26 protein-coding genes and 1 pseudogene are annotated in these 24,896 nt (G+C 60.6%); 10 read left to right on the forward strand and 17 right to left on the reverse strand.

The genetic code is table 11. From position 1 onward, the window contains the following. The first annotated feature begins 1 nt into the window (after nt 1). The gene (locus tag J5M66_RS14425) at nt 2-313 is read left to right on the forward strand and encodes a protealysin inhibitor emfourin (RefSeq protein ID WP_122508038.1); all 312 of its coding nucleotides are present in this window, start codon (nt 2-4) and stop codon (nt 311-313) included. Between the two features lies 1 nt (nt 314). On the opposite strand, the gene J5M66_RS14430 is transcribed toward J5M66_RS14425, so the two are convergent. Next, complete coding sequence (locus tag J5M66_RS14430; RefSeq protein WP_168772700.1) at nt 315-827, reverse strand: hypothetical protein; 513 nt, start codon at nt 825-827, stop codon at nt 315-317. Between the two features lie 88 nt (nt 828-915). Next, nucleotides 916-1,224 (reverse strand): RcnB family protein, encoded by a 309-nt coding sequence (locus J5M66_RS14435; RefSeq protein WP_186566484.1) that lies wholly within the window; start codon nt 1,222-1,224, stop codon nt 916-918. 485 nt (nt 1,225-1,709) lie between these two features. Here J5M66_RS14435 and J5M66_RS14440 point away from each other — a divergent pair, with 485 nt between their 5' ends. Both J5M66_RS14440 and J5M66_RS14445 read left to right on the forward strand, forming a co-directional pair. Further along, entirely contained in the window at nt 1,710-3,002 is a 1,293-nt protein-coding gene (locus tag J5M66_RS14440; RefSeq protein ID WP_207808149.1) for an MFS transporter, read from the forward strand. Nucleotides 3,003-3,014: 12 nt separating this feature from the next. After that, nucleotides 3,015-3,785, forward strand: a complete 771-nt coding sequence (locus J5M66_RS14445) for a substrate-binding domain-containing protein (RefSeq protein ID WP_024013368.1) — start codon at nt 3,015-3,017, stop codon at nt 3,783-3,785. Here the strand turns inward: J5M66_RS14445 and J5M66_RS14450 are convergent. Next, nucleotides 3,775-4,689 carry a LysR family transcriptional regulator gene (locus J5M66_RS14450; protein ID WP_207808148.1) on the reverse strand — a complete coding sequence of 305 codons (915 nt, stop codon included), beginning with the start codon at nt 4,687-4,689 and terminating at the stop codon, nt 3,775-3,777. The genes J5M66_RS14445 and J5M66_RS14450 overlap by 11 nt on opposite strands. Nucleotides 4,690-4,939: 250 nt before the next feature. Here J5M66_RS14450 and J5M66_RS14455 point away from each other — a divergent pair, with 250 nt between their 5' ends. Beyond that, nucleotides 4,940-6,748 (forward strand): monovalent cation:proton antiporter-2 (CPA2) family protein, encoded by a 1,809-nt coding sequence (locus J5M66_RS14455; RefSeq protein ID WP_122703825.1) that lies wholly within the window; start codon nt 4,940-4,942, stop codon nt 6,746-6,748. 177 nt (nt 6,749-6,925) lie between these two features. On the opposite strand, the gene hcnC is transcribed toward J5M66_RS14455, so the two are convergent. The 4 genes from hcnC to J5M66_RS14475 all read right to left on the reverse strand — a co-directional run bounded on the left by hcnC (nt 6,926) and on the right by J5M66_RS14475 (nt 11,246). Next, the gene (gene hcnC, locus J5M66_RS14460; protein WP_207808147.1) at nt 6,926-8,185 is read right to left on the reverse strand and encodes an FAD-dependent oxidoreductase; all 1,260 of its coding nucleotides are present in this window, start codon (nt 8,183-8,185) and stop codon (nt 6,926-6,928) included. Next, the gene (gene hcnB / locus J5M66_RS14465; protein ID WP_207808146.1) at nt 8,178-9,587 is read right to left on the reverse strand and encodes an FAD/NAD(P)-binding oxidoreductase; all 1,410 of its coding nucleotides are present in this window, start codon (nt 9,585-9,587) and stop codon (nt 8,178-8,180) included. The genes hcnC and hcnB overlap by 8 nt, the downstream gene beginning before the upstream one ends. Next, complete coding sequence (locus tag J5M66_RS14470; protein WP_016775225.1) at nt 9,584-9,898, reverse strand: (2Fe-2S)-binding protein; 315 nt, start codon at nt 9,896-9,898, stop codon at nt 9,584-9,586. Before J5M66_RS14470 ends, hcnB begins: the two co-directional genes overlap by 4 nt. A gap of 418 nt (nt 9,899-10,316) precedes the next feature. Continuing rightward, complete coding sequence (locus J5M66_RS14475) at nt 10,317-11,246, reverse strand: hypothetical protein (protein WP_207808145.1); 930 nt, start codon at nt 11,244-11,246, stop codon at nt 10,317-10,319. Between the two features lie 308 nt (nt 11,247-11,554). On the opposite strand from J5M66_RS14475, the gene J5M66_RS14480 reads away from it, so the two are divergent. Both J5M66_RS14480 and J5M66_RS14485 read left to right on the forward strand, forming a co-directional pair. Next, nucleotides 11,555-12,238 carry a response regulator transcription factor gene (locus J5M66_RS14480; protein WP_016775228.1) on the forward strand — a complete coding sequence of 228 codons (684 nt, stop codon included), beginning with the start codon at nt 11,555-11,557 and terminating at the stop codon, nt 12,236-12,238. Further along, nucleotides 12,216-13,610, forward strand: a complete 1,395-nt coding sequence (locus tag J5M66_RS14485) for a HAMP domain-containing sensor histidine kinase (RefSeq protein WP_110600882.1) — start codon at nt 12,216-12,218, stop codon at nt 13,608-13,610. The genes J5M66_RS14480 and J5M66_RS14485 overlap by 23 nt, the downstream gene beginning before the upstream one ends. A gap of 131 nt (nt 13,611-13,741) precedes the next feature. On the opposite strand, the gene J5M66_RS14490 is transcribed toward J5M66_RS14485, so the two are convergent. The 5 genes from J5M66_RS14490 to J5M66_RS14510 all read right to left on the reverse strand — a co-directional run bounded on the left by J5M66_RS14490 (nt 13,742) and on the right by J5M66_RS14510 (nt 16,662). Then, nucleotides 13,742-14,152, reverse strand: a complete 411-nt coding sequence (locus J5M66_RS14490; protein ID WP_123442154.1) for an SRPBCC family protein — start codon at nt 14,150-14,152, stop codon at nt 13,742-13,744. A gap of 21 nt (nt 14,153-14,173) precedes the next feature. Then, nucleotides 14,174-14,971, reverse strand: a complete 798-nt coding sequence (locus J5M66_RS14495) for an SDR family oxidoreductase (protein WP_206421915.1) — start codon at nt 14,969-14,971, stop codon at nt 14,174-14,176. A gap of 351 nt (nt 14,972-15,322) precedes the next feature. Next, on the reverse strand, nt 15,323-15,991 hold the full coding sequence (locus J5M66_RS14500; protein ID WP_206421914.1) for an HAD family hydrolase: 669 nt from the start codon (nt 15,989-15,991) through the stop codon (nt 15,323-15,325). A gap of 56 nt (nt 15,992-16,047) precedes the next feature. Further along, nucleotides 16,048-16,461 carry a response regulator gene (locus J5M66_RS14505; RefSeq protein WP_016775233.1) on the reverse strand — a complete coding sequence of 138 codons (414 nt, stop codon included), beginning with the start codon at nt 16,459-16,461 and terminating at the stop codon, nt 16,048-16,050. A gap of 18 nt (nt 16,462-16,479) precedes the next feature. Continuing rightward, on the reverse strand, nt 16,480-16,662 hold the full coding sequence (locus J5M66_RS14510; protein ID WP_122508048.1) for a hypothetical protein: 183 nt from the start codon (nt 16,660-16,662) through the stop codon (nt 16,480-16,482). On the opposite strand from J5M66_RS14510, the gene J5M66_RS14515 reads away from it, so the two are divergent. From J5M66_RS14515 to J5M66_RS14525, 3 genes and pseudogenes are all read left to right on the forward strand, one after another. Beyond that, entirely contained in the window at nt 16,661-17,602 is a 942-nt protein-coding gene (locus J5M66_RS14515; protein WP_123442150.1) for a class I SAM-dependent methyltransferase, read from the forward strand. The two genes, J5M66_RS14510 and J5M66_RS14515, sit on opposite strands and share 2 nt — an antisense overlap. 191 nt (nt 17,603-17,793) lie before the next feature. Further along, a pseudogene (locus tag J5M66_RS14520) lies at nt 17,794-18,303 on the forward strand (extracellular solute-binding protein); the annotation flags it as partial. Nucleotides 18,304-18,375: 72 nt separating this feature from the next. Then, nucleotides 18,376-19,500 (forward strand): P1 family peptidase, encoded by a 1,125-nt coding sequence (locus J5M66_RS14525; RefSeq protein ID WP_207808144.1) that lies wholly within the window; start codon nt 18,376-18,378, stop codon nt 19,498-19,500. Between the two features lie 210 nt (nt 19,501-19,710). On the opposite strand, the gene J5M66_RS14530 is transcribed toward J5M66_RS14525, so the two are convergent. Further along, complete coding sequence (locus tag J5M66_RS14530; protein WP_207808143.1) at nt 19,711-20,343, reverse strand: TetR/AcrR family transcriptional regulator; 633 nt, start codon at nt 20,341-20,343, stop codon at nt 19,711-19,713. 159 nt (nt 20,344-20,502) lie between these two features. On the opposite strand from J5M66_RS14530, the gene J5M66_RS14535 reads away from it, so the two are divergent. Beyond that, nucleotides 20,503-20,943 (forward strand): hotdog fold domain-containing protein, encoded by a 441-nt coding sequence (locus J5M66_RS14535; protein WP_207808142.1) that lies wholly within the window; start codon nt 20,503-20,505, stop codon nt 20,941-20,943. 63 nt (nt 20,944-21,006) lie between these two features. On the opposite strand, the gene J5M66_RS14540 is transcribed toward J5M66_RS14535, so the two are convergent. The 4 genes from J5M66_RS14540 to J5M66_RS14555 form a co-directional block, all read right to left on the reverse strand. Continuing rightward, on the reverse strand, nt 21,007-21,693 hold the full coding sequence (locus tag J5M66_RS14540) for a GNAT family N-acetyltransferase (protein ID WP_207808141.1): 687 nt from the start codon (nt 21,691-21,693) through the stop codon (nt 21,007-21,009). 87 nt (nt 21,694-21,780) lie between these two features. After that, complete coding sequence (locus J5M66_RS14545) at nt 21,781-22,338, reverse strand: YceI family protein (RefSeq protein ID WP_207808140.1); 558 nt, start codon at nt 22,336-22,338, stop codon at nt 21,781-21,783. A gap of 60 nt (nt 22,339-22,398) precedes the next feature. Next, entirely contained in the window at nt 22,399-23,424 is a 1,026-nt protein-coding gene (locus J5M66_RS14550) for an acyltransferase (RefSeq protein WP_207808139.1), read from the reverse strand. Between the two features lie 88 nt (nt 23,425-23,512). After that, a complete protein-coding gene (locus tag J5M66_RS14555; protein ID WP_207808138.1) occupies nt 23,513-24,871 on the reverse strand; it encodes an MATE family efflux transporter in 1,359 nt (452 codons plus the stop codon). Nucleotides 24,872-24,896 lie beyond the last annotated feature (25 nt).

A 24,896-nucleotide genomic window follows, 5' to 3' on the forward strand; every position in this document is an offset into this window, starting at 1 on the left:
TATGAAAACGCTACCCGAGCTGGATAAAGATTCCGTTTTGCGCGTATCTCGCCAGGGTGGCGTTGCAGCGATTCACAGCCTGAGCCGACCACGGGAAATCGAATTTGCCCAGTGCGATATCAGTCAGCGTTCAAGGATCTGCTCGGTGCTTGAGGGTTGCCTGCCACTCGATAGCAGCGAATCGGGCCGTGGGGATCAGCGCTTCTACCAGATTGAAGTGCGCTATCAGTCCGGGGAAATGGTGTTGAAGGTGCCGGAGGATCGGGCGCCGGGGGAGCTGGTGCATTTGTGGGACAAGGGGGAGCTGCTCTGATTCACGCTGGCGGCTCTTCTGCGTCGACAACTGACGATGTGCGCGGGCCAAAGCCCGCGGTCTGGCCGAATACGACACCGTTGAACGTGTGGGTACAGCACTCGCAGCTCGGCGTCATGTCCTGCGCCTTCAGTTTCGGATTGACCATTTGCAGGAGATTTTGCTCGTCGACGTACAGCCCGTTGAAATAACTGGACTCACCCAGTCGCACGACTTCTTCGCGATCCTTCTCATGGATGGCAACCATCCAGAACACCGGCGCTGATTGATCCAGTCGCGCCACAGCTTCGCTGAAAATGGCATCCCAAGAACCGCCCACCCGAGACAGCAGGAAGCGAAACAACGGCGTGTAATCTCGCCCGTATTGTTTGCCTGCGTGCATCGAACTTCGCATGCCTTCGTCACGGCTTGCAGCTTTGCTGTTGCGCTGATCGCGATAATGCGCAACTGATTCGTGGCGACGAACACCCCACGTTCGAGTGTTCACTTTGCGGTAGAGCGGTTTCTTGTCCAATCCCTTGTTCCTCATCCAGACGTTCGTTCTTTTACCGGAACGGCGTTTGAATGCGATCAGCCATCCGTGGCCAATTGTAAAACCGGGCCTATCGCTCGACCGGCTGCATCTCGACAATCGTGCCGTTGGTGATCATCACCATCACGTACTGGTCATTGATCTGCACCCACTGCGCCTGGTCGATAGGCGCTTTCAGACCTTTGGCTTTCCAGTTCTCCAGAGCCTTGTCTTTGCGCTGGTACATTTCCGGCGCGCGGTCGTTGACCTTCAACTGGCGGTCGCTGGTCGGCGATTGCACGGCGGGTTCGCTGGAGGTTTGCGCCGCTTGAACAATGGGTGTGATTCCGGCAATGCCCGCAACAAGGGCCAGGCTGGCGATTAGGGTTTTGCTGTTCATCGGTGAACCTCTTTCGGATGAGTAGTACCTGAACTCCGACTGCACGGCGCGGGAAACATTCCTTGTTTTTTGCCGGAGGTGGCCGTAAGAGGCCTTGTCCATCAGACCGCCATCGCTGGCAACTCGAATCGTCGCACCGCAGCTCCCACAGGGTTGGTGTTACACCACAGTTTTTGACCTGAGCTCCATTCCCACAAGTCTTGGCGGACGCTGATTCTCTGATCAGCACCGATCCCCTGTGGGAGCGAGCCTGCTCGCGAATACGCCGGCACATCCGCCATCGTTGCCAACTGACGGAAAGCCTTCGCGAGCCGGCCCGCTCCCACAAATGCGCCGAGCACTGAAGCCATTGATCCGCCCCACGCATCAATCCATGCCAACAATGCAATTAACAGATTGTTACATCTGCGCCACCATCCACCTCAATAAAAACCGTGCGCCGCCTCTCCGTAGCGCACGTCATAAAAGCGGTGGAGTACTTTTCAATGACAGCCTCAATCCCAACCAACGGCTCGCGGGCCGGTGCCATCTTCCGGGTGACCTCGGGCAACTTTCTCGAACAGTTCGACTTCTTTCTGTTCGGCTTCTACGCCACGCAGATCGCGGCGGTGTTCTTCCCGGCGAGCAGCGAGTTCGCCTCCCTGATGATGACTTTTGCGGTGTTCGGCGCAGGCTTCCTGATGCGTCCGCTCGGCGCCATCGTGCTCGGCGCGTACATCGATGATGTCGGCCGGCGCAAAGGTCTGATCGTCACCCTGTCGATCATGGCCAGCGGCACGATATTGATTGTGCTGGTGCCCGGATACGAAACCATAGGCCTGTTCGCACCGGCGCTGGTGTTGATCGGGCGGATGCTGCAAGGCTTCTCGGCCGGCGCGGAACTTGGTGGTGTCTCGGTGTATCTGTCCGAGATCGCTACGCCGGGCCGCAAAGGGTTTTTCACCGCTTGGCAGTCGGCCAGCCAGCAAGTGGCGATCATCGTCGCGGCCGCGCTGGGCTACGGTCTGAACCAGTGGATGGAGCCGCAAGCCGTGGCAGCCTGGGGCTGGCGCATTCCGTTTTTCGTCGGTTGCATGATCGTCCCGTTCATCTTCTTCCTGCGTCGTAATCTGGCGGAAACCGAAGAGTTCGCCGCACGCAAACACCGTCCAAGCATGCGCGAAGTGTTCCGCACCCTCGGCCAGAACTGGGGCGTGGTGCTCGGCGGAATGCTGATGGTCGCGCTGACCACCACCGCGTTCTACCTGATCACCGTGTACGCGCCGACCTTCGGTAAAACCGTGCTGCACCTGAGCACTTCCGACGCGCTGCTGGTGACGCTGCTGGTGGGTGTGTCGAACTTCTTCTGGCTGCCGATTGGCGGCGCGTTGTCCGACCGTATCGGTCGTCGCCCAGTGCTGATAGGCATGGCCCTGCTGGCGCTGGCCACGACTTATCCGGCGCTGTCGTTCCTGGTGCAGGCGCCGAGCTTCACCAACATGCTGCTGTCGCTGCTGTGGTTGTCCTTCATTTACGGCTTGTACAACGGCGCGATGATTCCGGCGCTGACCGAAATCATGCCGGTTGAAGTGCGCGTCGCCGGTTTCTCGCTGGCCTACAGCCTGGCCACGGCGATCTTCGGCGGTTTCACCCCGGCGATGTCGACCTTCCTGATCCAGTACACCGGCGACAAAGCCGCGCCAGGTTATTGGATGAGCATCGGTGCCCTGTGCGCGCTGTGCGCCACGCTTTATCTGTACCGCCGTGCCGGTGGTCGTCTGCAACCTGTCGCGGCCTGAGGAAAACTCGCCATGAAAAAACTTTTTACTGTCACCGCCCTGCTCGCCGGTCTCGCCTTCAACGTCGCGGCCCAGGCCGAAGAACTCAGCGTGATGACCTCCGGTGGTTTCACTGCCGCCTACAAGATCCTCGGGCCGAAATTCGCCGCCGCAACGGGCAACACGCTGACCACCAGCCTCGGCCCGTCGATGGGCAAGGCGCCGGAAGCGATTCCCAATCGTCTGGCGCGCGGCGAGCACGCCGACGTGGTGATCATGGTCGGTTACGCCCTCGATGAGCTGATCAAACAAGGCAAGGTCGACCCGGCTTCCCGCGTCGAACTGGCGGATTCGCGGATCGGCATGGTGGTGCGTGAAGGCGCGGCGAAACCGGACATCAGCAGCGTCGATGGCCTGAAGAAAACCCTGCTTGATGCGCAATCGGTGGCCTACTCCGACAGCGCCAGCGGCGTGTACATCGAGCAGCAGCTGTTCAAGAAACTCGGCATCGAAGATCAGTTGAAACCGAAAGCCAAGATGATCGCCAGGATCCCGGTCGGCTCGGTGGTCGCCACTGGCGACTATCAGTTGGGCTTCCAGCAGGTCAGCGAATTGCTGCCGGTGCCGGGCGTGAGCTTCGTCGCGAAGATTCCGGAATCGGTGCAGTCGGTGACGCGTTTTGCCGCTGGCATTCCGGTCAAGGCCGAGCATCCGCAAGAAGCCAAGGCCCTGCTCGCCTACCTCGCTGCACCGGCCGCTCAGGCTGACGTGCAGGCCACCGGGCTGGATTCGGTCAAGCGTTGATCGTTGGCGGCTGGACGCGCATTTCCACGACCAGCCGCTCCAGTTCCAAAGCCGCCGGGGTCAACGTGCGATCCCGGCGCTTGATGATGCCGACACTGCGCATCACCTGCGGCTCAATCAGTGGCACCCGCGTCAGGATCGGATGATCCGGCCCGGGCATCGCCATCAACGGCACCGCCGCCACGCCCAGCCCCGCCTCCACCAAGCCGATCATCGTCGTCACATGCCGCGTCTCGCAGATGCTCTGCCGCTGCGGCACTACCCCGCCCAAGGCCTGATCGAGCAGAAAGCGATTGCCCGAAGTCTTGTCCAGCGCAATGTAATCCTGTTGATAGAACTCGTCCCAACTGACGCTGCTGCGCCCGGCCAGTGGATGATCGCGACGACAGGCGACAACGTAGCACTCCTGCACAAGCGGTTCGAACTCGACTTTGGCATCCTGCGTGCCGAGAAAACTCAAACCGAAATCCGCCTCGCCATTGACCACCCCACTCAACACATCGTGGGCGCTGGAATCGAGGACTTTGACCTTGATCCGTGGAAACTGCCGGTGATAGCGCGCGACCACGCGGGGCATGAAGTAGTACGCCGCCGACGGCACGCAGGCGACGGTGACATGGCCCAGACGCGTCGAGGCGACTTCGCTGATGCCGAGCAAGGCAATGTCGAGATCATCCAGCAAGCGCTCGACGCTGGGCATGAAGCCGCGCCCGGCCTGGGTCAGGCTGACCTTGCGCGTGGTGCGCTCGAACAGTTTCACGCCGAGGGCGTCTTCGAGCTTTTCGATGCGCCGGCTGAGCGCCGGTTGCGACAGGCGCACGGTGTCGGCAGCCTTGCGAAAACTGCCCTGCTCGACCACCGCGCGAAAGGCTTGCAGGTCGTTGAGGTCGAAGTTGATGGCCATGGCGTTTCCGGAAATTGATGCGCAGGGGTTATAAATGTAACCAGTTGATGCAAATTATTACAGACCTGATGAAAGCTGCCCTTGTGGGAGCGAGCCTGCTCGCGAATGCGGAGCATTAGTCAATGCATAGGTGACTGACCCACCGCATTCGCGAGCAGGCTCGCTCCCACATTGGATCTCGAATGGTCTGGAGACCGCGTAACCCTTATCCTTGTCCCCCCCGCCGTACCCGTAGTCAGGAGTCGTTCCAATGCCCCATGAAGGCAATCTGTTGCAAGCCGCTGTCGTGTTTCTGTTCGCGGCAGTGCTCACCGTGCCTTTGGCCAAACGTCTGCAACTGGGCGCGGTGCTCGGTTATCTGTTTGCCGGGGTGATCATCGGCCCGTCGGTGCTCGGCCTGATCGGCAACCCGCAAAGCGTTGCGCATATCTCCGAGCTGGGCGTGGTGTTGCTGCTGTTCATCATCGGCCTGGAGCTGTCGCCGCGCCGCTTGTGGGTGATGCGTAAATCCGTGTTCGGCGTCGGTCTGGCGCAGGTGCTGTTGACCGCATCGGTGATCGGCGTGCTGGCGCTGTCGGTGTTCGGCCAGCCGCTGAACAGCGCCATTGTGCTGGGCCTCGGTCTGGCGCTCTCCTCCACGGCGTTCGGCCTGCAAAGCCTTGCCGAACGCAAGGAACTGACCAGTCCCCACGGGCGGCTGGCCTTTGCGATTCTGCTGTTCCAGGACATCGCCGCGATTCCGCTGATTGCCTTGGTGCCGATGCTCGCCGGCGTCGATCACCACACCAGCACCGCCGACGATATTCGTCACAGCTTGCAGGTGCTCGGCGGTATTGCCGTGGTGGTGATCGGCGGGCGGTATCTGCTGCGTCCGGTGTTCCGCGTGGTGGCGAAAACCGGTCTGCCCGAGGTATCCACTGCCACGGCGTTGCTGGTGGTGATCGGCACGGCATGGCTGATGGATCTGGTCGGTGTGTCGATGGCGTTGGGCGCGTTTCTCGCCGGTCTGCTGCTGGCGGACTCGGAATATCGCCACGAGCTGGAAGCGCAGATCGAACCGTTCAAGGGCCTGCTGCTCGGGCTGTTTTTCATCAGCGTCGGCATGGGCGCCAATCTCAGCCTGTTGTTGAGCGCGCCGATCACCGTGTTGGGCCTGACTCTGCTGCTGATCGGTCTGAAATTGCCGCTGCTGTTCGTGGTTGGGCGCCTGGCAGGAGGATTGAACAAGATCAGCGCAATCCGCCTCGGCATCGTCCTCGCTGCCGGCGGTGAGTTTGCCTTCGTGGTGTTCAAGATCGGTCGCGATCAGGGCCTGTTCGAGCCGCGTCTGTACGACCTGCTGGTGCTGACCATCACCCTGTCGATGGCGCTGACGCCGCTGCTGCTGTTGATTTGCGCACGTCTGGTCAGTCCGAAAGTACAGCCAGTGGAAGTGCCGGAGAAATTCCGCGAAATCGATACCGAGGCGCCACGCGTGGTGATTGCCGGCATGGGCCGGATGGGCCAGATCGTGGCGCGGATTCTGCGCGCGCAGAACATCAAGTTCGTTGCGCTGGACACCTCGGTGGAAACCATCGAACTGTCGCGCAGCTTCGGCGGTGTGCCAGTGTTCTATGGCGACCCGATGCGCCCGGAAATCCTTCACGCGGCGAAGGTCGGCGAGGCGGAATATTTCGTCATTGCCACGGACGATCCGGAGACCAACATCAAGACTGCCGAAGTGGTGCACAAGCACTATCCGCACATGAAAATCATCGCCCGCGCGCGTAACCGTCAGCACGTGCATCGCCTGGTGGATGTCGGCGCGGAAGCGATTCGTGAGACCTATTATTCGAGCCTGGAAATGAGCCGGCGCACGCTGGTCGGCCTCGGTCTGACCCAAGCCCAGGCCGATGCGCGGATCAAGCGTTTCAAGCATCACGACGAACAGGTGCTGGAGGCGCAACACGCTGTCTACGACGACGCCGCCAAAGTCCTGCAGACCGCCCAGGAAGCCCGGGCGGAACTGGCCAAACTGTTTGAATCGGATCAGCTCGAAGAAGAAGCCCGCAACACCTGATGCATGCGAATCCTCTCTAGAAGCTGCCGAAGGCTGCGATCTTTTGATTTGATTGTTCCCACGCTCCGCGTGGTAACACAGCCCGGGACGCTCCGCGTTCCACTTCCCGAGCTGGAACGCGGAGCGTCCCTTGAGGCATTCCCACGCAGAGCGTGGGAACGATCATGCGGGAGAGGGTCAGGCCCGTTCCAGCGCGGGCACTGGCTCGACGGCTGCAACCGCAAACCGATCCGCCAGAAACGGTGTGATATCCAGCGGCAGCGGTTCGTCATTCACCAGTTTATCCAGCAACACCCCGGTAATCGCCGACGTCAGAATCCCGGTGCGGAAGTGCCCGCAAGCATTCAGATAACCCTCGACCCCACGCATCGGCCCGAGGATCGGCAACTCATCCGGTGAGCCCGGACGCAGTCCCGCCCAGGTGCGCTTCAGATTGACGTCCACAAGCTCCGGCAGACAGCGCACCGCGCCCTGCACCAGCCCGGCGATTTCCGGGTAGGTGGTGGTGACGTCGAAGCCTTTGTCCTCGGTGGTGCTGCCGATAAGGATTTCGCCGTTGTCCTTCTGCGCCACGTAGCAATCGCTGGTAGTCAGGCAGCCGTTGAGGATTTTCGGCATGCGCTCGGTCAGCAGGATCTGCCCTTTCACCGGTTTCACCGGAATACGAATTCCCGTCGCCCACTCGCTCAAATCCGCCGCCCAGGCACCGGCGGCGTTGATCAGCGTCTTGCAGTGAAACACGCCCGCTTCTGCCGTCTGCACACCCGTCACGCGAGTGCCGTGATGCAGCACGCCGGTGACGTTGGTGTTGACGAAGAGGTCGACGCCGTTCTGCCGCGCGCCTTCCATGTAGGCATCCGCGAGGCGAAACGGACTGACCTGATGGTCGCAGAGAAACTCCAGCGCCCCGCGCGCCTCATGGCTGACACTCGGTTCAGCCGCGCGCAACGCCGCCTGATCCAGCCAGCGCACCTGATCGGCCAGATGCGGAATGCAGCCGACGATGTGCTCGGCGTAGAGCCGATCTTCGTCGTCATAGATCACGAATTTCAATCCGGTCTTCTCGAACTTGCAATCCATGCCGTGATTGTCTTTCAGCTCGCGGTGCAGCGCCGGATAGAGCGCGTTGGACTGCAAGGCAAAATCGAAGAAGGATTCCGGCAAGATATGCGGGGTACTGGCGTCGACCGCCACCGCTGCGCCCTGGGTTTCGCGCTTGCGGTTGGCCGACATCATGCGAAAGAAAATCACCCCGCAGCCGAGGCCGACCGATTCGCCGATCGCCCATAAACCACCCGCCGAAGCGCGGGTCGCGTTGCCGGGGCGCTTGGCGTCGATCAGCGCAACTTTCAAATCTTTGCGCTTGGACAATTGGTAGGCACAGGAGGCGCCGATCACGCCGCCACCGGCAATGACCACGTCGTAGAACTTACTCATGGCAAGCGCCCTCCGTGCCGAGAGACTGGAACGCGGAAAACGGTACCGGATCGATTGGAAAGCGTGGGCGCAGCCAACCGACATCCTGACGTCCGGTGGCCTGGCGCAAGCGATCGATGCAATAGCCGACGCACATCCGCCCCTGACAATCGCCCATGCTCACGCGGGTGCGCATTTTCAGGCTGGCGATGTCTTGCACACCCTGCTCCAGCGCCAGATCGATGTCGGCGCGGGTTGCGTGCTCGCAGCGACAGATCACCGTGTCGGCTGCGGGCAAAGCAATCTGCCCGACACCGCGTTCGGTGTAGCGATCCACCGCCGCACGAAAGCGCACGATGGCTCTGAGTTTGCTTGCGTAGCGATCACGGCGCACCCGGGCGAGCTCGGCGTCGAGCACGCCGCGTTGCAGCAGGATAGAAGTGGCGGCGATCTTGCCGGCGAGCATCGCCGCTTCGCCGCCGCGGATCCCGCCCATGTCGCCGGCCAGATGCACATGCGCCACGCTGCTTTGCTGCCAGACATTGGCGTGCGCACGCAGGTAGCCATCGGCGCTGAAGCCGTGATCAAGGCCCATCTGCTGGCTCAATTGCGTGCGCGGAATAAAACCGTAACCGACCGCCAGCGTCTGCGCTTCGAAACGCTCGACCCGCGACAGATCTGCCTCCCACGTCGGCGAATACGGCGCGACGCTGACGCTTTTCAATTCGCCGTCGCCATGGGCCTCAACCACGCCCCAGCCGTAGTTCATCGGGATGCCGTGCAACTTGAGGTAAGCGAGCATGCTCAACCCGTCGAGGAACAGCTGCGGCTTGTTCAGCAGCGCCAGACTCTCGCGGGCGATCTTGCCGAATGCGCAAGCCTCATAGACGCCGGCGACGCGCACGCCAGACGCATGTAACTGGGTCGCGACAAGCGGCAGCAACGGCCCGGTGCCGGCGATGATCACCGGCCCTTGCGGCTTGACCACGCCACTCTTGATCTGCAACTGCAGGCCGCCGAGCAGGTTCACCCCCGGCAACGTCCAGCCGGGAAACGGTACGCTGCGTTCATGGCAACCGGCGGCCACCAGCAGTTGCGGATAAGCCATCTCGTGCAGTTGCTCATCACCGTCGAGCACCACCACTGCGCGGGTGCCTTCGGCGCCGACCACCCGATGGTTGAGGCGCACGTCGATCAGCCCGGACTGCTGCTGGAATTCACCGTGCAGTTTGTCCAGTGCTTCGGAATAACGCGGCCCGAGATAATCCAGTTGCACGCCATCGCGCAACGGCCCGCGATAAACCACACCGCCGAGGCGCGAAGCCTCTTCGAGCAAGGTGCAGCGCACGCCGTGGCGCGCCAGTTCGATGGCCGCCGCCATCCCCGCCGGCCCGCCGCCGACAATCAACGGTTGCAGGCTCATACAACCTCCTGCGCGACGACGCGGTTGACTCGGGTTTCGATCTGCATGCCGTCGCGTACCACGGTCTGGCAGGCGCGGCGCTTGTGGCGACCGTTGATTTTCACCAGACAGCACTGGCACACGCCCATGCCGCAATAGGCGCCGCTGATCTGATCGTGGTCATTGCGTGCGATCTGGCGCACGCCGAGGGACTGGATGACGCTGAGAACGGTTTCGCCAATGGCGGCGCTGACCGCTTGGCCGTTGATGTGCACGGTCATATCCGCCTGCACCAAGGGCTGGATATCGAAGGTTCTTTCTAGGCAGTTCATTACGGTGTTCGTCCGTGAAGATTCAGTTGAGGTTGTGTCAGCTCCTTGCTGCACTACGCCTCGTCGACGCTTTTATTGCTGTGTTTTCAACGTCGACGCGGATACTTCGTCAGCGCAACAAGGTGCGCGACAAGCACTGTAGCTCATACCTCAGCAAAGGCCTGGATCATTTACGGTAGGCGATATCGCCAGGCGAAATATTGATCCAGGCCAGTGAAAATGGCGGGATGGACAACGATCAATTGGAGAAGACGAACTGGCCCCGCAGAAAGCAAAAAGCCGCTTTCACCCGAAGATGAAAGCGGCAGAGGCATCCTGCCTCAGAGGGATCAGTGTACGAACAGGGCGATCAGGATGATGATCGGGATCGGTACGCCGAGGAAGAACAGCAGTAATGAGCGCATGGTGACTCTCCTTTTTAACGGACCGGAGTGGTAGTGGTGTAGGTGTCGACTTCAACGTACTCGACTGCATCGCGACGACGACCGCCGAAGGTGGCTGCGAGGCTGGCAAAGAACGCACCGGCCAGCAGCGCGACGAACATCCACAGCGAGGTGTAGGCAGCGACTTTCGCGGCGGTGTCGGCAGCTTGCTGGGCTTTCAGTTTCGCGTCAGCGATGGCTTTCTGCGTGTTGGCGTAGATTTCGTCGACACGACGTTCAGCATCGGCCTGGCTCAGATTGGTACGTTGCGTTACCAGTTGTGCGAGGTAGGTGCGGTCTTCGGCGCTGAGCTGACCGTTGGCCAGACTTTGGGCGAAGATGCGGGTCACGGTGCCGCGTGCGGCGTCATCGCTGACGGCAGCCGGACGGTCGTCACGGAACAGACTGTCGACAAAGTAGCCGTACTGATCGCTGTCAGTATTGGCTGCGGCAGAACCGGCGGCCTGGCTCATCGCACCGGCAGCACCGCCGACGACGTTAGCCCCAGCCTGCACACCGCCGCTGACGACGCTGCTGACCGAACCGACCACCAGCACAGCGGTGACCAGCGTGGCGACGCACCAGGCGAGGAAGCCGTGGGCGGTGTCGCGGAAGTAGACTTCGTCACCGTGCATGTTCGCCCATTTCACCCGCAGACGACCGGCAATGTAGCCGCCCATGCCGGAAGCAATGATCTGCGTCACAGCCAGCCAGACAATCGTCGAAATGCCCAAGCCCTTGGCGCTCACGCCCTCTCCGGCCCACGGTGAAACCGCCGAAAAGCCCAGACCGAAACCGAGCAGCACGAGAATCATCGACAGCGCAGCGGCCGCCGCAGCACCGGCAAAGATCGCGCCCCAGGACACGCCTGAGACGCTGTTCGACTCTTCCACGGCAGGATAATAGCCATCAGGGGATCTATTCATTGTTGTACTGCTCCAGGCATGAAAAATGGTGTTACAACTCGTCAAGTGAGGAATTGCAGTGACCGTGCCAGTTACAGAAACTAAATAAACTGTTTATTTTCAACAGGTTAGAAAGTTTGAACTTCGCTGATCCGTGCAATTTGCAATAAATGGTCAGAGCCTGCGGGTTTTCTGCATTGATGACTGACTGGCAAATCCGATCAGTTCCGATTCACCGTCGCGACGAAGATGAAAGTTAATTTAAAGCGTCACGGTAAATTCTTGGCAAAATGCTGCCATTCCGTTTGAACCGATCAGCAGGCCTGCCTATGACTCGTATCTTGACCATCGAAGACGACGCCGTGACCGCGCGGGAAATCGTTGCCGAACTGAGCAGCCACGGGCTGGATGTCGACTGGGTCGACAATGGCCGCGAAGGCCTCGACCGCGCCGTCAGCGGCAACTACGACCTGATCACCCTCGACCGCATGTTGCCCGAGCTGGATGGTCTGGCCATCGTCACCACCCTGCGCACCATGGGCGTGGCGACGCCGATTCTGATGATCAGCGCCCTCTCCGATGTCGATGAGCGAGTGCGCGGTTTGCGCGCCGGTGGCGATGACTACCTGACCAAACCGTTCGCCACCGATGAAATGGCCGCGCGGGTCGAAGTGTTGCTGCGTCGGCAAAACAGCGTCGCCACCCAGGCCACGACATTGAACGTCGCCGACCTAGAACTCGACCTGATCAGCCATGAAGCCCGCCGCGCCGGACAGGTGCTGACGCTGCTGCCCACCGAATACAAACTGCTCGAGTTTCTGATGCGCAACAGCGGCCAGATTCTCTCGCGGATGATGATTTTCGAAGAGGTCTGGGGTTATCACTTCGACCCGGGCACCAACCTGATCGACGTGCACATCGGCCGCCTGCGCAAGAAGATCGACGCAGCCGGCAACGTTCCGCTGATCCGCACGGTACGGGGCTCCGGCTATGTCATTGCCGAACCCGTCTGACGGCTGGCGTTCCTCCAGCAGCCGCTTGCTGGCGCTGTACAGCTCGCTGTTCGTGGCGTGGAGCGCGATCCTCATGGGGGTCATGTACTACGAGGTATCCGGCTACCTCGACAAACTCGCCAAACATTCGTTGATGCAACGCCAGCATCTGTTCTCGCATTTTCGCGGCGAGCAACTCGAAGACGCGCTCGCGGCCAGCATGACCTTCGATATTCGTGGTATCGACGCCTATGGTCTATTCAGCGCTGACGGCGTTTACCTGGGCGGCGCACTTCAGCAAATTCCCGAAGGACTGCCGCTCGACGGCAAGATCCACATGCTCGCCGAGTGCGCCGATTCCGATGACCCGACCCTGCCGAACGACAGCTGCGATGCTGTGGCCACCCAGACTCGCGACGGGCGCTGGCTGGTGCTGCTGCGTGACAATGGCTCGCTGTTCGCGGTGACGCGGATCATTTTGCACGCGTTGTTCTGGGGCGTGTCGCTGACGATTATTCCCGGGGTCGCCGGTTGGCATCTGCTGCGGCGTCGACCGTTGCAGCGCATCCGCGCGATTCAGAACAGCGCCCAGGCCATCGTTGCCGGCGACCTGACGCACCGCTTGCCGCTGTCCAATCGCCGCGATGAGCTGGACATGCTCGCCGCCATCGTCAACGCCATGCTGGAGCGCATCGAGCGCTTGATGAACGAGGTCAAAGGCGTCTGCGACAACATCGCCCACGACTTGCGCACACCGCTGACTCGCCTGCGCGCGCAGTTGTATCGGATGCAGCAACAGGCGGGCGAAGGTTCACAAGAAGCGGCGCAACTGGATCTGGTACTGGCTGAGGCGGACACGCTGATGGCGCGGTTTCGCGGACTGCTGCGGATTTCCGAACTGGAAGATCGCCAGCGCCGCTCAGGTTTCGTCGAACTTGATCCGGTGCGTTTGCTGGAGGAGTTGCACGAGTTCTATCTGCCGCTGGCCGAGGAAGGCGATCTGCGCTTTCAGTTGAACATGCCGGAGACGCTGCCGCCGCTCAATGGCGACCGCGCGTTGCTGTTCGAAGCGTTGGCGAACCTGCTGAGCAACTCGATCAAATTCACCCCGCCCGGCGGCACGGTGATGTTGCGTGGGGTCAATGCCAATGGCCAGACGCGGATCGAGGTTCACGATTCAGGCCCGGGGATTCCCGAGGCTGAACGTGAGGCGGTGTTCCAGCGGTTTTACCGCACCGAGGGTGGCCAGCCGCAGAGTGGATTCGGTCTGGGGCTGTCGATTGTTGCGGCGATTGTCAGCTTGCACGGCTTCAGTCTTGAAGTCGGCAGCAGCGATCTGGGCGGGGCGAAACTGGTGCTGGATTGTCGGCAGAGTTTGATCAGTCAGGCCTGACGTCTCGCGCCGATCGTTCCCACGCTCCGCGTGGGAATGCCTCAAGGGACGCTCCGCGTTCCGGCTTTCGAAATGGGACGCAGAGCGTCCCGGGCTGCATTCCCACGCAGAGCGTGGGAACGATCTGCGTCTCAGGTTGGGTAATTCGCCCGCAAGGCTTCGAGCCCGCCCTGGTAGATGCCGTTGAACAACGCCACCACCTCTTCATCGCTCACGCCCACCGCATTAAATCGCCCCGACCACGTCACCCGCGCGCCCTGCCCTTGGGCTTCAACCTTGATCGTCGCGAGATAATCGCTGGCCGGGAACGGTGCCTGTTCAATCGAATAGCTGTAGGTTCGGGCGGCGTTATCGAAGGTCTGCAGACGTTCGACGACCACGCCGCCGTCAGCGGTTTGCAGGGTGCGTACGCGCCCGCCTTCGCTCAGTTCACTGTTGGTAATCAACGGCAGCCAGTCCGGCAGCGTGTTGAAGCCGCCGATCAATTGCCAGACCTGATCGGCCGCGGCCGGGATGTCGATGGTTGCAGATGCTGTTGGCATAAAACCTCTCTTTCGGAAATTTCAGATAGTCAGGCTGTCGACCACACCGCCATCAACGCGCAAGGCCGCGCCCGTGGTGGCCGAAGACAGCGGTGAAGCGATATAGGTGACCAGATGCGCCACTTCCGAAACATCCGCCACGCGCTGGATGATCGAAGTCGGACGGGCCTTGCGCACAAAGGCGTCGGCTTCGTCGCGCAGGTCGCGCCCGGATTCGGCGGCCGCGTCTCTGAGCATGTCCTGCAGGCCATCGGTGAAAGTCGGTCCCGGCAGGATCGCATTGACCGTGACCCCGGTGCCAGCCAGACGTTTGGCCAAGCCGTGGGACACCGCGAGGTTGGCGCTTTTGGTCACGCCGTAATTGAGCATGTCAGCCGGCGTCGCCACCCCGGATTCCGATGACAGAAAGATCACCCGGCCCCAACCCTGCTCGACCATCGCCGGCACGTAATGCCGCGCCAGGCGCACGCCGGAAATCACGTTGACTTCATAGAAGCGCGTCCACTCGCTGTCGGGAGTCTCGAAGAAATCGACGTCGTTGAAGATGCCGAGGTTGTTGACCAGAATGTCCGCGCGCGGTTCGGCGGCGAAAAGCTTTTCCGCGCCCTCGGCCGTGCCCAGATCGGCGGTAAGACCACGCAACTGCGCGCGGGGCACCGCTTCGCGTATGCTCGCCAGCGCCTGCTCGACCTTGGCCATGTCGCGACCGATGACCACCACCGTCGCCCCGGCTTCGGCCAGCGACTGGCTGATGCCCAGACCGATGCCGCCGGTACTGCCGCTGACAATGGCCAGTTTTCCACTCAGATCGATCTTCATGCGTTTACCTCATTAGCAAGGAGTTCCACCGCGCTCGACTTTGGCGACGATTTCACAAGCATGGATCAGCGTAGTTGCGATATTGCCGGCATGGTTGAGCTGCCGACCGGTGACGGGGATGTGGTTTGATCGACGATCCCCTGTGTCTGGCAGACCGTAGCCCCTCACCCTAGCCCTCTCCCGGGGGAGAGGGAACCGACCGAGTTGTGCTGAACTTGACGTCGACCTGAAAGACCATAGCGATTATGGATTCAGAGAAGACCTTTCACGTCGGCGTATTACCTGAATATCCCCCGGTCAGTCCCCTCTCCCTCCGGGAGAGGGCTAGGGTGAGGGGCATTTCGGAACAGATCAGATTTCCGTCAGACGAAGCAGACCATCGGCGCCGACCCTGACGCCGATCGCATCGTAACTGGCCAACGTCGCATGCGCCGTTTCGATCGGGTGCTGGTGCGTGGTGGTGATGATCATCAACGCCGCGCCCGCCGACTCCGCAGCCTGAATACCAACCGTGGCGTCTTCAAAAATCAGACAGTCATCCGGCTCGACACCGAGCTTTTTCGCCGCCAGCAGATACCCCGCAGGATCAGGCTTGCCAGCCTTTACATCTTCCGCCGTGATCATCACCGCCGGCTCCGGAATCCCCGCAGCCGCCATCCGCCGCAACGCCAGATCGCGAGGCGCCGACGTCACCATCGCCCAACGGTTTTTCGGCAGCGCGTTGAGAAAGGCTGCCGCCGCAGGAATCTCGACAATGCCTTCAACGTCATTGATTTCCGCTGCGGTGATGAACGCTGCTTGTTGCTCGGCATCCACGCCCGGCAGACTCAGCCGGGTGATCGTGTCGATCGCACGCGCGCCATGGATGGTCGGCAGGAACGTCTCGACATCAACGCCATGGCGCACCGCCCACGCTGACCAGATGCGCTCGGCGGCGGCGATGGAGTTGAGGACGGTGCCGTCCATGTCGAACAGGAACGCGCCGAACGCGCGATCAAAAACCGATGCTTGTGCAGACAAGAGAGCAAATCCTCTGACAGTTGGCCGGGCAGGCTGGCCCGGCAATGTAGCACTTGTCAGTGCAGCTGCGGGGCCTTGGATTTGAACGCACTTTCCACACAATCGAGCAACTGACCGATCGCCCACGGCTTCTTGATGAACGCCACCGAGTGCTTGACCCCGGAGGTCTCGGGCGTTTCATAGCCGGACATGACCATCACCGGTTTTTCCGGCCAGCGGTCGCCGAACAGATTAGCCAGGTCCGCGCCGTTAAGCGTGCCGGGCATGGTGATGTCGGTCAGCAGCAGCGCAACGTCGGCTGCATGTTTTTCCAGATACAGTGAGGCGGCGTCGGCGCTGGTTTGCGGTTCGACCTTGAACCCTTCCTCCTGGAGAATTTCGCAAAGGAACTCCAGAATCAACGGATCGTCCTCGACAACCAGAATCAACCCGCCAGGAAGGTGCGCGCTCGACGTAGGTGTAGGGCACATGAACAGCACTCCCCCGAATTACATTTTTGATAAGCGGTTTTGAATCCGCTGCTTATCTGGTATGAGCAGCGCGCCTTGTAGAAATTCACTTTTGATGCAGCAGATTTCGCCAAGGTGTTGTTTTTCGAAGCGCAGCGCCCGTCGAAAACCTTCATTTGTGGTTAAAATGCCGGCCCTTTGAACGGCCGAACCGTAATCCATGAACCCTCAAGCCCTCGCTACCCTCCACGCTCATTTGCTGCCCGCACTGGCAACGGCGCCCAGCGAAACCCGTCGGTTGTTTCACGGGCGCGGACGCTGCTGGCCGGGGCTGGAGCAGCTGACCGTGGACTGGTTGCAGGGCGTGGTGCTGGTGTCGCTGTTCAAGGAACCGGCGCCTGAGCAGCTGCAAGATCTGCGGGATTTACTGCTGCAACTCGCGGCATCGGCCGAATGGCAGCAGTCCGGCGCGCACACTTTGCTGATCCAGCATCGTTATCTGCCGCAGAGCACGGCCGAATGGCTGATCGGGGAGGAAATCGAGGAAATGAGCATCGTCGAGGGTGGCTTGCAGTACCGCGTCGACCTGGGGCGCAAGCAGAACGCCGGGCTGTTTCTCGACATGCGCTACGGCCGCAACTGGGTGCGCGAACAGGCGGCGGGCAAGCGGGTGTTGAACCTGTTCGCCTACACCTGCGGCTTTTCCGTGGCGGCAATCGAAGGCGGCGCCAGCCATGTGGTCAACCTCGATATGTCCCGCGCCGCGCTGAGCCGAGGTCGCGACAATCACCGCCTGAACGGCCACGACCTGAGCAAGGTCAGCTTTCTCGGTCACGACCTGTTCAAATCCTGGAGCAAGGTGATCAACAGCGGCCCGTACGATCTGGTGATCATCGACCCGCCGTCGTTTCAGAAAGGCAGCTTTTTGCTGACCAAGGATTATCAACGGGTGCTGCGCCGCTTGCCGGAACTGCTCACCGCGCAAGGCACGGTGCTGGCGTGCATGAACGACCCGTCGTTCGGTTCCGACTTTCTGATTGATGGCGTGACCCAGGAAGCGCCGAGCCTGCGCTTCGAGCATCGGCTGGACAACCCGCCGGAGTTTCCCGATATCGATCCAGAGAGCGGCCTGAAAGCCCTGGTCTTCCAGCGCAGCCACTGACACAGCGTAAGTTCACCTGTGGGAGCGAGCCTGCTCGCGAAAGCGCAGTGTCAGATAACAATTTTGTTGACTGATACACCGCTTTCGCAAGCAGGCTCGCCCCCACACAAGTTCTGTGTTGATCAAAAAACCGTCGGCCGCAGCACCAATGCAAACAACTCACCATGCCCGGTGACGTTGAGCTTGTGATCACCGATCCCGAGGACTACAAAAAAGCCGAAGCACTGCTGCTCAAGCTGCGCCCGCACATCGCCTACTTCAGCTCTTCGAAGTTCATCAGCGATCTGTCCAACGGCAATATCTGCGTGGCGGTTGGCTGGTCCGGGGCGATGCTCGAAGCCAAGACCAATGCCGAGCAGGCCAATAACGGCGTAAAGATCGCCTACAGCCTGCCCAAGGAAGGCGCGCCGGTGTGGTTCGACACTCTGGTGCTGCTCAAGGACGCCCCCAATCGCGCCCAAGGCCTGGCGTTTATCGATCACCTGCTGCGACCGGAAGTGATCGCGCCGGTCAGTGATCACTTGTCGTACCCGAATGGCAATCGCGCCGCGACAACGCTGGTGGCAGCAGCCACTCGCGACAACCCGGCGGTCTACCCTTCCCCTGCCGCCATGGCCACGCTTTACACCCTCGAACCCTTGCCCAAAGCCGCCGAACGCGTGCGTACGCGGGTGTGGAGCAAGGTCAAGAACGGCCAGTAGCCCGCGCAAGAAATCTGCCTGCCTCATCCGAGCGGTAAGCCGCCCGACCTTTGAATGAAGAGACTGAATCTTATGAATCCGCGTGCCCGTGATCTCGATATCCTGATTGGCCAGATGCAACCCGGCCCGCTCAACGCCATCACCGATGTGCCGGGGGTGCGCGTCGGTCACAGCAATGTACGTGGTCGCAGCAGCAGCGGCCGTGACATCTGCACCGGCGTCACGCTGATCGAGCCGCGCCCCGGCTCGACCGGCCAGCAACCGTGCTTTGCCGGCGTGCATGTACTCAATGGCAACGGTGACGCGACCGGCCTGGAATGGATTCGCGAGGCCGGTCTGCTGACCAGTCCGATTGCCTTCACCAACACCCACAGCCTCGGTGTGGTGCGTGATGCGCTGATTGTGCTGGACCGAGAGCAGCAGCCGGATGACGGGCGGCTTTACTGGAATATGCCGGTGGTGCTGGAAACCTTCGATGGACTGCTCAATGACATCAACGGCTTTCACGTCAAACCCGAGCACGTCGCCGAGGCACTGAACGGCGCCGTGGACGGGCCGGTAGTCGAGGGTGCGGTGGGTGGTGGCAGCGGCATGATCTGCCACGAATTCAAAGGTGGCATCGGCACCGCATCGCGCCGTTTGAGTGCTGCCCAGGGAGGCTGGACCGTTGGCGCGATCGTGCAGGCCAACCACGGCATTCGCAGTGAATTACGCGTCGATGGTTACCCGGTCGGGCGCTATATGGAACAGAAGGATTCACCGTTCCTGCGGGCAGCGCTGCCGCACCCGGGCATGGGCTCGATCGTCGTCTGCCTGGCGACTGATGCGCCGCTGCTGCCCCATCAATGCACGCGTCTGGCACAGCGTGCCAGCCTGGGCCTGGCGCGTACCGGCGGCGGTAACGAAGACCACAGCGGCGACATCTTCATTGCCTTCGCCACCGGCAATGATCACGTCCCGCCTGCGGCTTACGAGGCTAAACGCGCAGCCACCTGCGACGGTTTGCGCATGGTCAACAACGACCACATCAGCGAGCTGTTTCTGGCCGCGACCGAAGCCGTGGAAGAAGCGATCATCAATGCCCTGCTCGCCAGCGACAGCAGCGAGGGCAACGGCCATTCGGTGCCGGGCCTGGATGGGCAGACGCTTCTGGCGGCGCTGAAAAAATCCGGTTGGCCGGGATCGCGCCCGGCATGAGCCGGCATTGTGCAAGGACGACTGGCGGTACTTGAGTCGTCCATTGCACGCTCCTAGGATGAAGGTACGCGGTGACTGGATTGATCCGGCGCTGCGTAGGCGTGGGTGTTCTGAACCCCAATCAAGCCCACGCTTTGCTTCTCTTGAGCCTCACGGGCTCTACTTCCTCCCCATCAAAGAGCTTTGAGGCTCTTTTTTTGTCTGCGTATTTCAGTTCTCGGCGAGACCTTCGGCGCGTATCGAACGCCACGCCGCTTGCGCGAGCACTTCGCGATAGGCGCTCGGGCTGCCTTTCACTCGCCCTGCCAGCCAGGCTCGGCAGTAGCTGTCCGCTTGGCCAATGATCAGCGATGGCAGCAGCTCGGCAGGCAAATCCTGCAGCTCGGCGGCACGCCCCGATTCCGCGAGCCATTGGCGCAGACGCAGATTGCGCGTCTTGTTGCGCTCGGCCAGGTCTTCCTTGAACGGGCCTTTGGTCACGGCGAACCGCGCGTGGTACTGGAAACGCGCCCACTGCGGCTGTTGCTCGACCCAGTCGACATAGCTGAAGACCAGCGCCTGCACGCCTTCTTCAGTGGTATTGGCCGCGTCCAGATACGCATCACGCAAACGCGCCTGATCCTCCAGCGCGGTGAAAAACAGCGCCGCGACCAGCCCTTCCTTGTTGCCGAAATGGTGGTAGATCGCGCCGACGCTGGTGTCGCACTCGGCACGGATCATTTCGATGGTGGTGGCTTCGATCCCCTGTTCATTGAACAGGCTCAGGGCCTTGCGAAAGATATCGCGTTTGAGTTCGGCGCGGCGGCCGGGGTAGCTGCGTTCCAGTAGATCGGCGGTGTCCATGCTGCTCGGGTCCAAAAACGGAGGTTCAAAAAGGCATCAAGTGCCCGGGAACAAATCGCGCCTAGGTTGACAGATTTGCCGCGAACAGAATACCGTTCCGTTACAGAATATTATTCTGTAACGGAACATCATTCTGCAAACTACCCAGCGAGGCTTCCCATGAGTCAATCTCTCAGCATGTTCAACAGCGTCGGCCCGGATGCATTCAGCAAAATGGCCTGCCAGTTCGCCCCGTACTTCAGCAGCATCAATCCGCTGATTTCCGAGTTGCGCCCGAATGCCGCCACCGTGCAAGTGCCGTTTCGCAAGGAAATCACCAACCACCTCGGCACGGTGCACGCGATCGCCATGTGCAACGCGGCAGAACTGGCCGGCGGAATGATGACCGACGTGTCGATCCCGGCCGGCGCGCGCTGGATTCCCAAAGGCATGACCGTGGAATATCTGGCCAAGGCGAAAACCGACGTCACCGCTGTGGCCAGCGCTAAAGGTGTGGATTGGCAAAGTGATGGCGACAAGGTAGTCAACGTCGACATTCACGATTGCGAGGGTAAAAAAGTCTTCACCGCGCGTATCACCATGAACGTCAAGCTCGGTTGAGAAGCAGGTACAAAAAAGCCCTTGCCGCGGGATGCGCAGCAAGGGCTTTTGATTGGCCGACGATCAGTGCAGGGTCAGGCGCTGACGGACAAATTCTTCTACGTGGCGGCTGGTCTGGTCCAGATGGCGGTCGCGTTGTTTTTCCGCATCGAGCATTGCGCGCTTGCCGTTCTTCTGCAGCAGATAGGTGTGAATCTGCTGCACTTCCAGCGAGCGATAGATCGGCGTGGTGTCGATGAACCCGCGCAGGCCGTTGCTGCGGTAATGCCGCGTGCTCATCAGCACCTGGGTTTCGCGCTGGCCGATCACTTCAAAACCCAGTGCCTCGAAATACGGCACCTTGCCAATGCTGCAGGCCAGTTCCGCATGCGGATAGCGCCCGACCATGTCCGTGAGCATCGCCCGCGCCACACCTTGGCGCCGATGGCCTTCACGCACCGCCATGTACGCGACGCTGCACGCTTCCCAATCGCCCTGCACCGGCAGACAGATGAGAAATCCGATGACTTGCTCCGGGTCTTCTTCGTTTGTGGCCACCAGCAATTCCACCTCGGTGCCCTTCTGGCCGTTCAACGCCTCGAGGTAGAGATGCACCTCATAACCCACCGCGTACTGATAAACGTTGTACAGCAGATTGCTCGGGCCGAGGCCGACCGCACTGATGTCGGTCAGGTAATCGACGACCATTTGCAGGATCTGGCTGTTGACGCTTTCCGGGCATGGGGAGGTGTAGTGGGTGATGCGTGGCATGGGCAAACTCCGGCGATAAAAAACGTTGCCGATGATCAGAGCCGTCGACGAACCGCGACATCATACCGTGCCGGATCTATTGAACCGTCACTGTTGTGGCGCCACCATCCTGAATTTGATGTTGATGTCCCTCGACACCACGCTGTCAGCCCACTCCCCTGCGCCGAGGCCGAACTCCTCTCGATTGAGCACCAGCTCACCGTCGAAGATGCCGATGGCGTTGTCCGGTTTCAACTCCACCGGCACCTCGACCTCGCGAGTGATGCCCTTGAGCGTGAGCTGACCGGCGACTTGATAACGATGCTCGTCCACTTGAGTAAAACGGCTGGACTTGAACACCGCGAGCGGGAATTTCCCGGTGTCGAACCACGCCGGTTTCACCAGTTCGGTATTGGCGTCTTCACTGCCAGCATCGATGCTGGCGAGATCGATATGCAGCGTGGTCTGGGCTTTGCCGAGGTCGTCGGTATCGAAGTCCAGCGTCGCCTCGAATCTGCCGAAGGTGCCGTACATTCGCGAGCCCATCTGGTTGTAGGTGAAACTGATCTGGCTGGCGCTGGTGTTGACCCGGTTGTATTCAGCGGCCTGCGCACCGACCATGACGCACGATGTAAACGCGGCAACCAGCAGCAATCGCAACGTCATGGAATTCTCCGGGCGGCGTGTCGTCGAGGGCCTTGGTTGACTTAAGCAAACAGCCGAGCGTTATGCCAGTTCACGCTCACCCACAGGGGATAAAATTTTCTCGGCGCTACCCGGTTGAACCAGCCTTTCCTTCGCCCTGCCGCGCAGGTGGTGACGCAACTTCAGCGCCGGACGCTCGACGCAGTAATACGTCAGGCCACTGCAGAAAAATGACAACGCCAGCACCGCTCCGACAACGTTGGCGTCATACGCGACGGGCCAAAAACCTCGCAATAGATACATCACCACAAAGTGGTTGAGAAACACGCCATAACTGATGTTGCCCAGGAACTCGTCCATCCGATGGAATTTCAGTTTGGTCAACATGTAGACCAAAGGAATGCCCACGGCGATACCGAGAGTGACTTCGGCATTGAACGGACGACGCTCGATCCACCCGACCATGATCGCCACAAACATCAGTCCCGCCGCAACGGCTGTGCCGGTGACAACGATCATTGCTCTGAGATTGCGTTGGTACAGATAGCAGCCGCACAGGAAGATGAACAACACGCCCGGCAGCAAACGATATCCATAGATATCGGTATTGATAAAGCCAACGCACGCCAGCAGAAAAATCCCGACCGATACCGCAAAGGCGACACCCTGCGCTTTGAAAATCAGCAGAAACGGGATCAGCAGATAAAAACTCATTTCCAGCCCCAGCGACCAGCCCGGTGGCAGGATCTCGGTCCCGCCGACGCCGAACATGTAATAGCCAAGCGGTAGCATGAGCAAACTGGTGGATAGGGTTTTCCATGTCAGCTCAGCCGCTTGGGGCGTACCGGGCAACAGAAAATGAATAACCAGACACGAGGCGACGAAGTAGACCAGAAATTGCGGATACAACCTCAGAGCCCTGTCGATATAGAACAGACCGATCTTCCTCGGCTCACGGTAGTTTCGCTCGATGAGCGAAGCCATGACGAATCCACTGATGATAAGAAACGAGATAACGGCGATCACACCAGGATTCAGTCCGGCGAACTTTTTGCCCATATGAGATACAGCGACCAACACCGCCAACAGCAGTCGAAAAGCTCCCACTTGAACCCTCGTCATTCCCTTATTGTTGTGGGCGCATACGCTACGATGCTTTCGTCTCCGGGAACAGAGAAATGTTTGTCCGCCGTGCCTAAATCAACCGCTCGATCTTCTGGTGCTTCCAGACCAGTTTGTAATAGAGCGTCTGCAGTATCAGCATCCCCAAATAGGCAACCGGGAACGCCATCCACACACCCTGCAAACCGAACTGCCCGTCGAGCCAGTAAGCCGCCGGCAACTGCACGCCGACCACACAGATAATCGAAATGACCACCGGCACCAGGACAGTGCCGCTGGCGCGCATGATCCCGCCGATGATGGCCTGGAAACCGAATACCAACAGGCTCCAGAGCATGATATGCAGCAGGTGCTCGGCCATCGCCCGGGTCGAGTCCTCGGTGAGGAACAGGCCCAGCAACCAGTGCGATAACAGATAACCCAGCACAATCAGGCCACCGGTCAGGCACACATTGATCAACAGCCCGGTGCGCAGGATCGGACCCATGCGTTGCAGATCCCCGGCGCCGATTGCCTGGGCACCAAGGATCGATGCGGTGATTGCAATCGACAGCGCCGGAAACTGCACATAGTTGACGATCTGCGTTACTGCGCCATACGCCGCTGTCGCTTGCGAGCCGTGCTGATTGACCAGTGCCAGGATCACCAGCTCCGATAACGACAGGACGATCATCTGTACCCCGGTGGGCAGGCCGATGCGCAGGACCTTGCCGAGAATGGCCCGATCCAATCGCAGCGCGGCGAAGAACTCTCGATCCGGCGCTAGCGGATGGCCCTTGCGAATCAGCCGCCAGGCCAGCCACGCCATTGCCGACAGATTCCCCGCCAGCCCGGCATACGCCGCGCTCTGAATGCCCAATGGCGGCAAACCCAGCCAGCCGCGAATCAGCGCTGGCGTCAGCGCCAGCCCCACGGCGGTTGAGACGATCAGCGCGAGCAGTGGCGACAGCGTATCGCTGACACCGCGCAGCAACTGGGTAAACAGGACGAATACCAGCAACGACGGCAGGATCCACAACATGACGCGGGCATAGTCCACCGCGTCATCGAGTACATCCGCCGGCGTGCCCAACCCCGTCAGTGCCTGTCGCGCAAACACCGTGCCCAGCACCGCCGCGACCAAACCGATCAACACACCCAGCAGCAACGTCGCTCCGGCAATCGCTTTGACCATATGCGTTTCGCGCGCGCCCCACGCCTGACCGATCAACACGCCCGCGCCAGCGCCGAGGCCGATGACCAGGGCGATGAAAAAGAATACGACAGGAAACATGCCGGATACGGCCGCAAGCGCTTGGGTGCCGAGCATCTGACCGATGTAGATGCTGTTGACCGTCCCGGACATCGATTGCAGGAAGTTCGACAGCACCATCGGCGCGAGAAACAGCAGATAGGTTTGCCAGAGCGGTTTGGCGAAGGTGGCGCTATGCATTGAATGGAGGTCCATCTCGACGGCG

Source organism: Pseudomonas sp. 67(2021) (genome assembly GCF_017491835.1).
Lineage (GTDB): Bacteria > Pseudomonadota > Gammaproteobacteria > Pseudomonadales > Pseudomonadaceae > Aquipseudomonas > Aquipseudomonas atacamensis.

What these genes read in the sequence shown, in the direction of transcription:
- J5M66_RS14555 (WP_207808138.1), bottom strand. Translation starts at nt 24,871, where the DNA reads ATGCATAGCGCCACCTTCGCCAAACCGCTCTGGCAAACCTATCTGCTG.
- J5M66_RS14530 (WP_207808143.1), bottom strand. Translation starts at nt 20,343, where the DNA reads ATGGACACCGCCGATCTACTGGAACGCAGCTACCCCGGCCGCCGCGCC.
- J5M66_RS14495 (WP_206421915.1), bottom strand. Translation starts at nt 14,971, where the DNA reads ATGAAGATCGATCTGAGTGGAAAACTGGCCATTGTCAGCGGCAGTACC.
- J5M66_RS14435 (WP_186566484.1), bottom strand. Translation starts at nt 1,224, where the DNA reads ATGAACAGCAAAACCCTAATCGCCAGCCTGGCCCTTGTTGCGGGCATT.
- hcnB (WP_207808146.1), bottom strand. Translation starts at nt 9,587, where the DNA reads ATGAGCCTGCAACCGTTGATTGTCGGCGGCGGGCCGGCGGGGATGGCG.
- J5M66_RS14480 (WP_016775228.1), top strand. Translation starts at nt 11,555, where the DNA reads ATGACTCGTATCTTGACCATCGAAGACGACGCCGTGACCGCGCGGGAA.
- J5M66_RS14455 (WP_122703825.1), top strand. Translation starts at nt 4,940, where the DNA reads ATGCCCCATGAAGGCAATCTGTTGCAAGCCGCTGTCGTGTTTCTGTTC.
- J5M66_RS14445 (WP_024013368.1), top strand. Translation starts at nt 3,015, where the DNA reads ATGAAAAAACTTTTTACTGTCACCGCCCTGCTCGCCGGTCTCGCCTTC.
- J5M66_RS14515 (WP_123442150.1), top strand. Translation starts at nt 16,661, where the DNA reads ATGAACCCTCAAGCCCTCGCTACCCTCCACGCTCATTTGCTGCCCGCA.
- J5M66_RS14535 (WP_207808142.1), top strand. Translation starts at nt 20,503, where the DNA reads ATGAGTCAATCTCTCAGCATGTTCAACAGCGTCGGCCCGGATGCATTC.
- J5M66_RS14450 (WP_207808148.1), bottom strand. Translation starts at nt 4,689, where the DNA reads ATGGCCATCAACTTCGACCTCAACGACCTGCAAGCCTTTCGCGCGGTG.
- J5M66_RS14545 (WP_207808140.1), bottom strand. Translation starts at nt 22,338, where the DNA reads ATGACGTTGCGATTGCTGCTGGTTGCCGCGTTTACATCGTGCGTCATG.
- J5M66_RS14490 (WP_123442154.1), bottom strand. Translation starts at nt 14,152, where the DNA reads ATGCCAACAGCATCTGCAACCATCGACATCCCGGCCGCGGCCGATCAG.
- J5M66_RS14505 (WP_016775233.1), bottom strand. Translation starts at nt 16,461, where the DNA reads ATGTGCCCTACACCTACGTCGAGCGCGCACCTTCCTGGCGGGTTGATT.
- J5M66_RS14525 (WP_207808144.1), top strand. Translation starts at nt 18,376, where the DNA reads ATGAATCCGCGTGCCCGTGATCTCGATATCCTGATTGGCCAGATGCAA.
- J5M66_RS14510 (WP_122508048.1), bottom strand. Translation starts at nt 16,662, where the DNA reads ATGGATTACGGTTCGGCCGTTCAAAGGGCCGGCATTTTAACCACAAAT.
- J5M66_RS14470 (WP_016775225.1), bottom strand. Translation starts at nt 9,898, where the DNA reads ATGAACTGCCTAGAAAGAACCTTCGATATCCAGCCCTTGGTGCAGGCG.
- J5M66_RS14440 (WP_207808149.1), top strand. Translation starts at nt 1,710, where the DNA reads ATGACAGCCTCAATCCCAACCAACGGCTCGCGGGCCGGTGCCATCTTC.
- J5M66_RS14485 (WP_110600882.1), top strand. Translation starts at nt 12,216, where the DNA reads ATGTCATTGCCGAACCCGTCTGACGGCTGGCGTTCCTCCAGCAGCCGC.
- hcnC (WP_207808147.1), bottom strand. Translation starts at nt 8,185, where the DNA reads ATGAGTAAGTTCTACGACGTGGTCATTGCCGGTGGCGGCGTGATCGGC.
- J5M66_RS14540 (WP_207808141.1), bottom strand. Translation starts at nt 21,693, where the DNA reads ATGCCACGCATCACCCACTACACCTCCCCATGCCCGGAAAGCGTCAAC.
- J5M66_RS14475 (WP_207808145.1), bottom strand. Translation starts at nt 11,246, where the DNA reads ATGAATAGATCCCCTGATGGCTATTATCCTGCCGTGGAAGAGTCGAAC.
- J5M66_RS14425 (WP_122508038.1), top strand. Translation starts at nt 2, where the DNA reads ATGAAAACGCTACCCGAGCTGGATAAAGATTCCGTTTTGCGCGTATCT.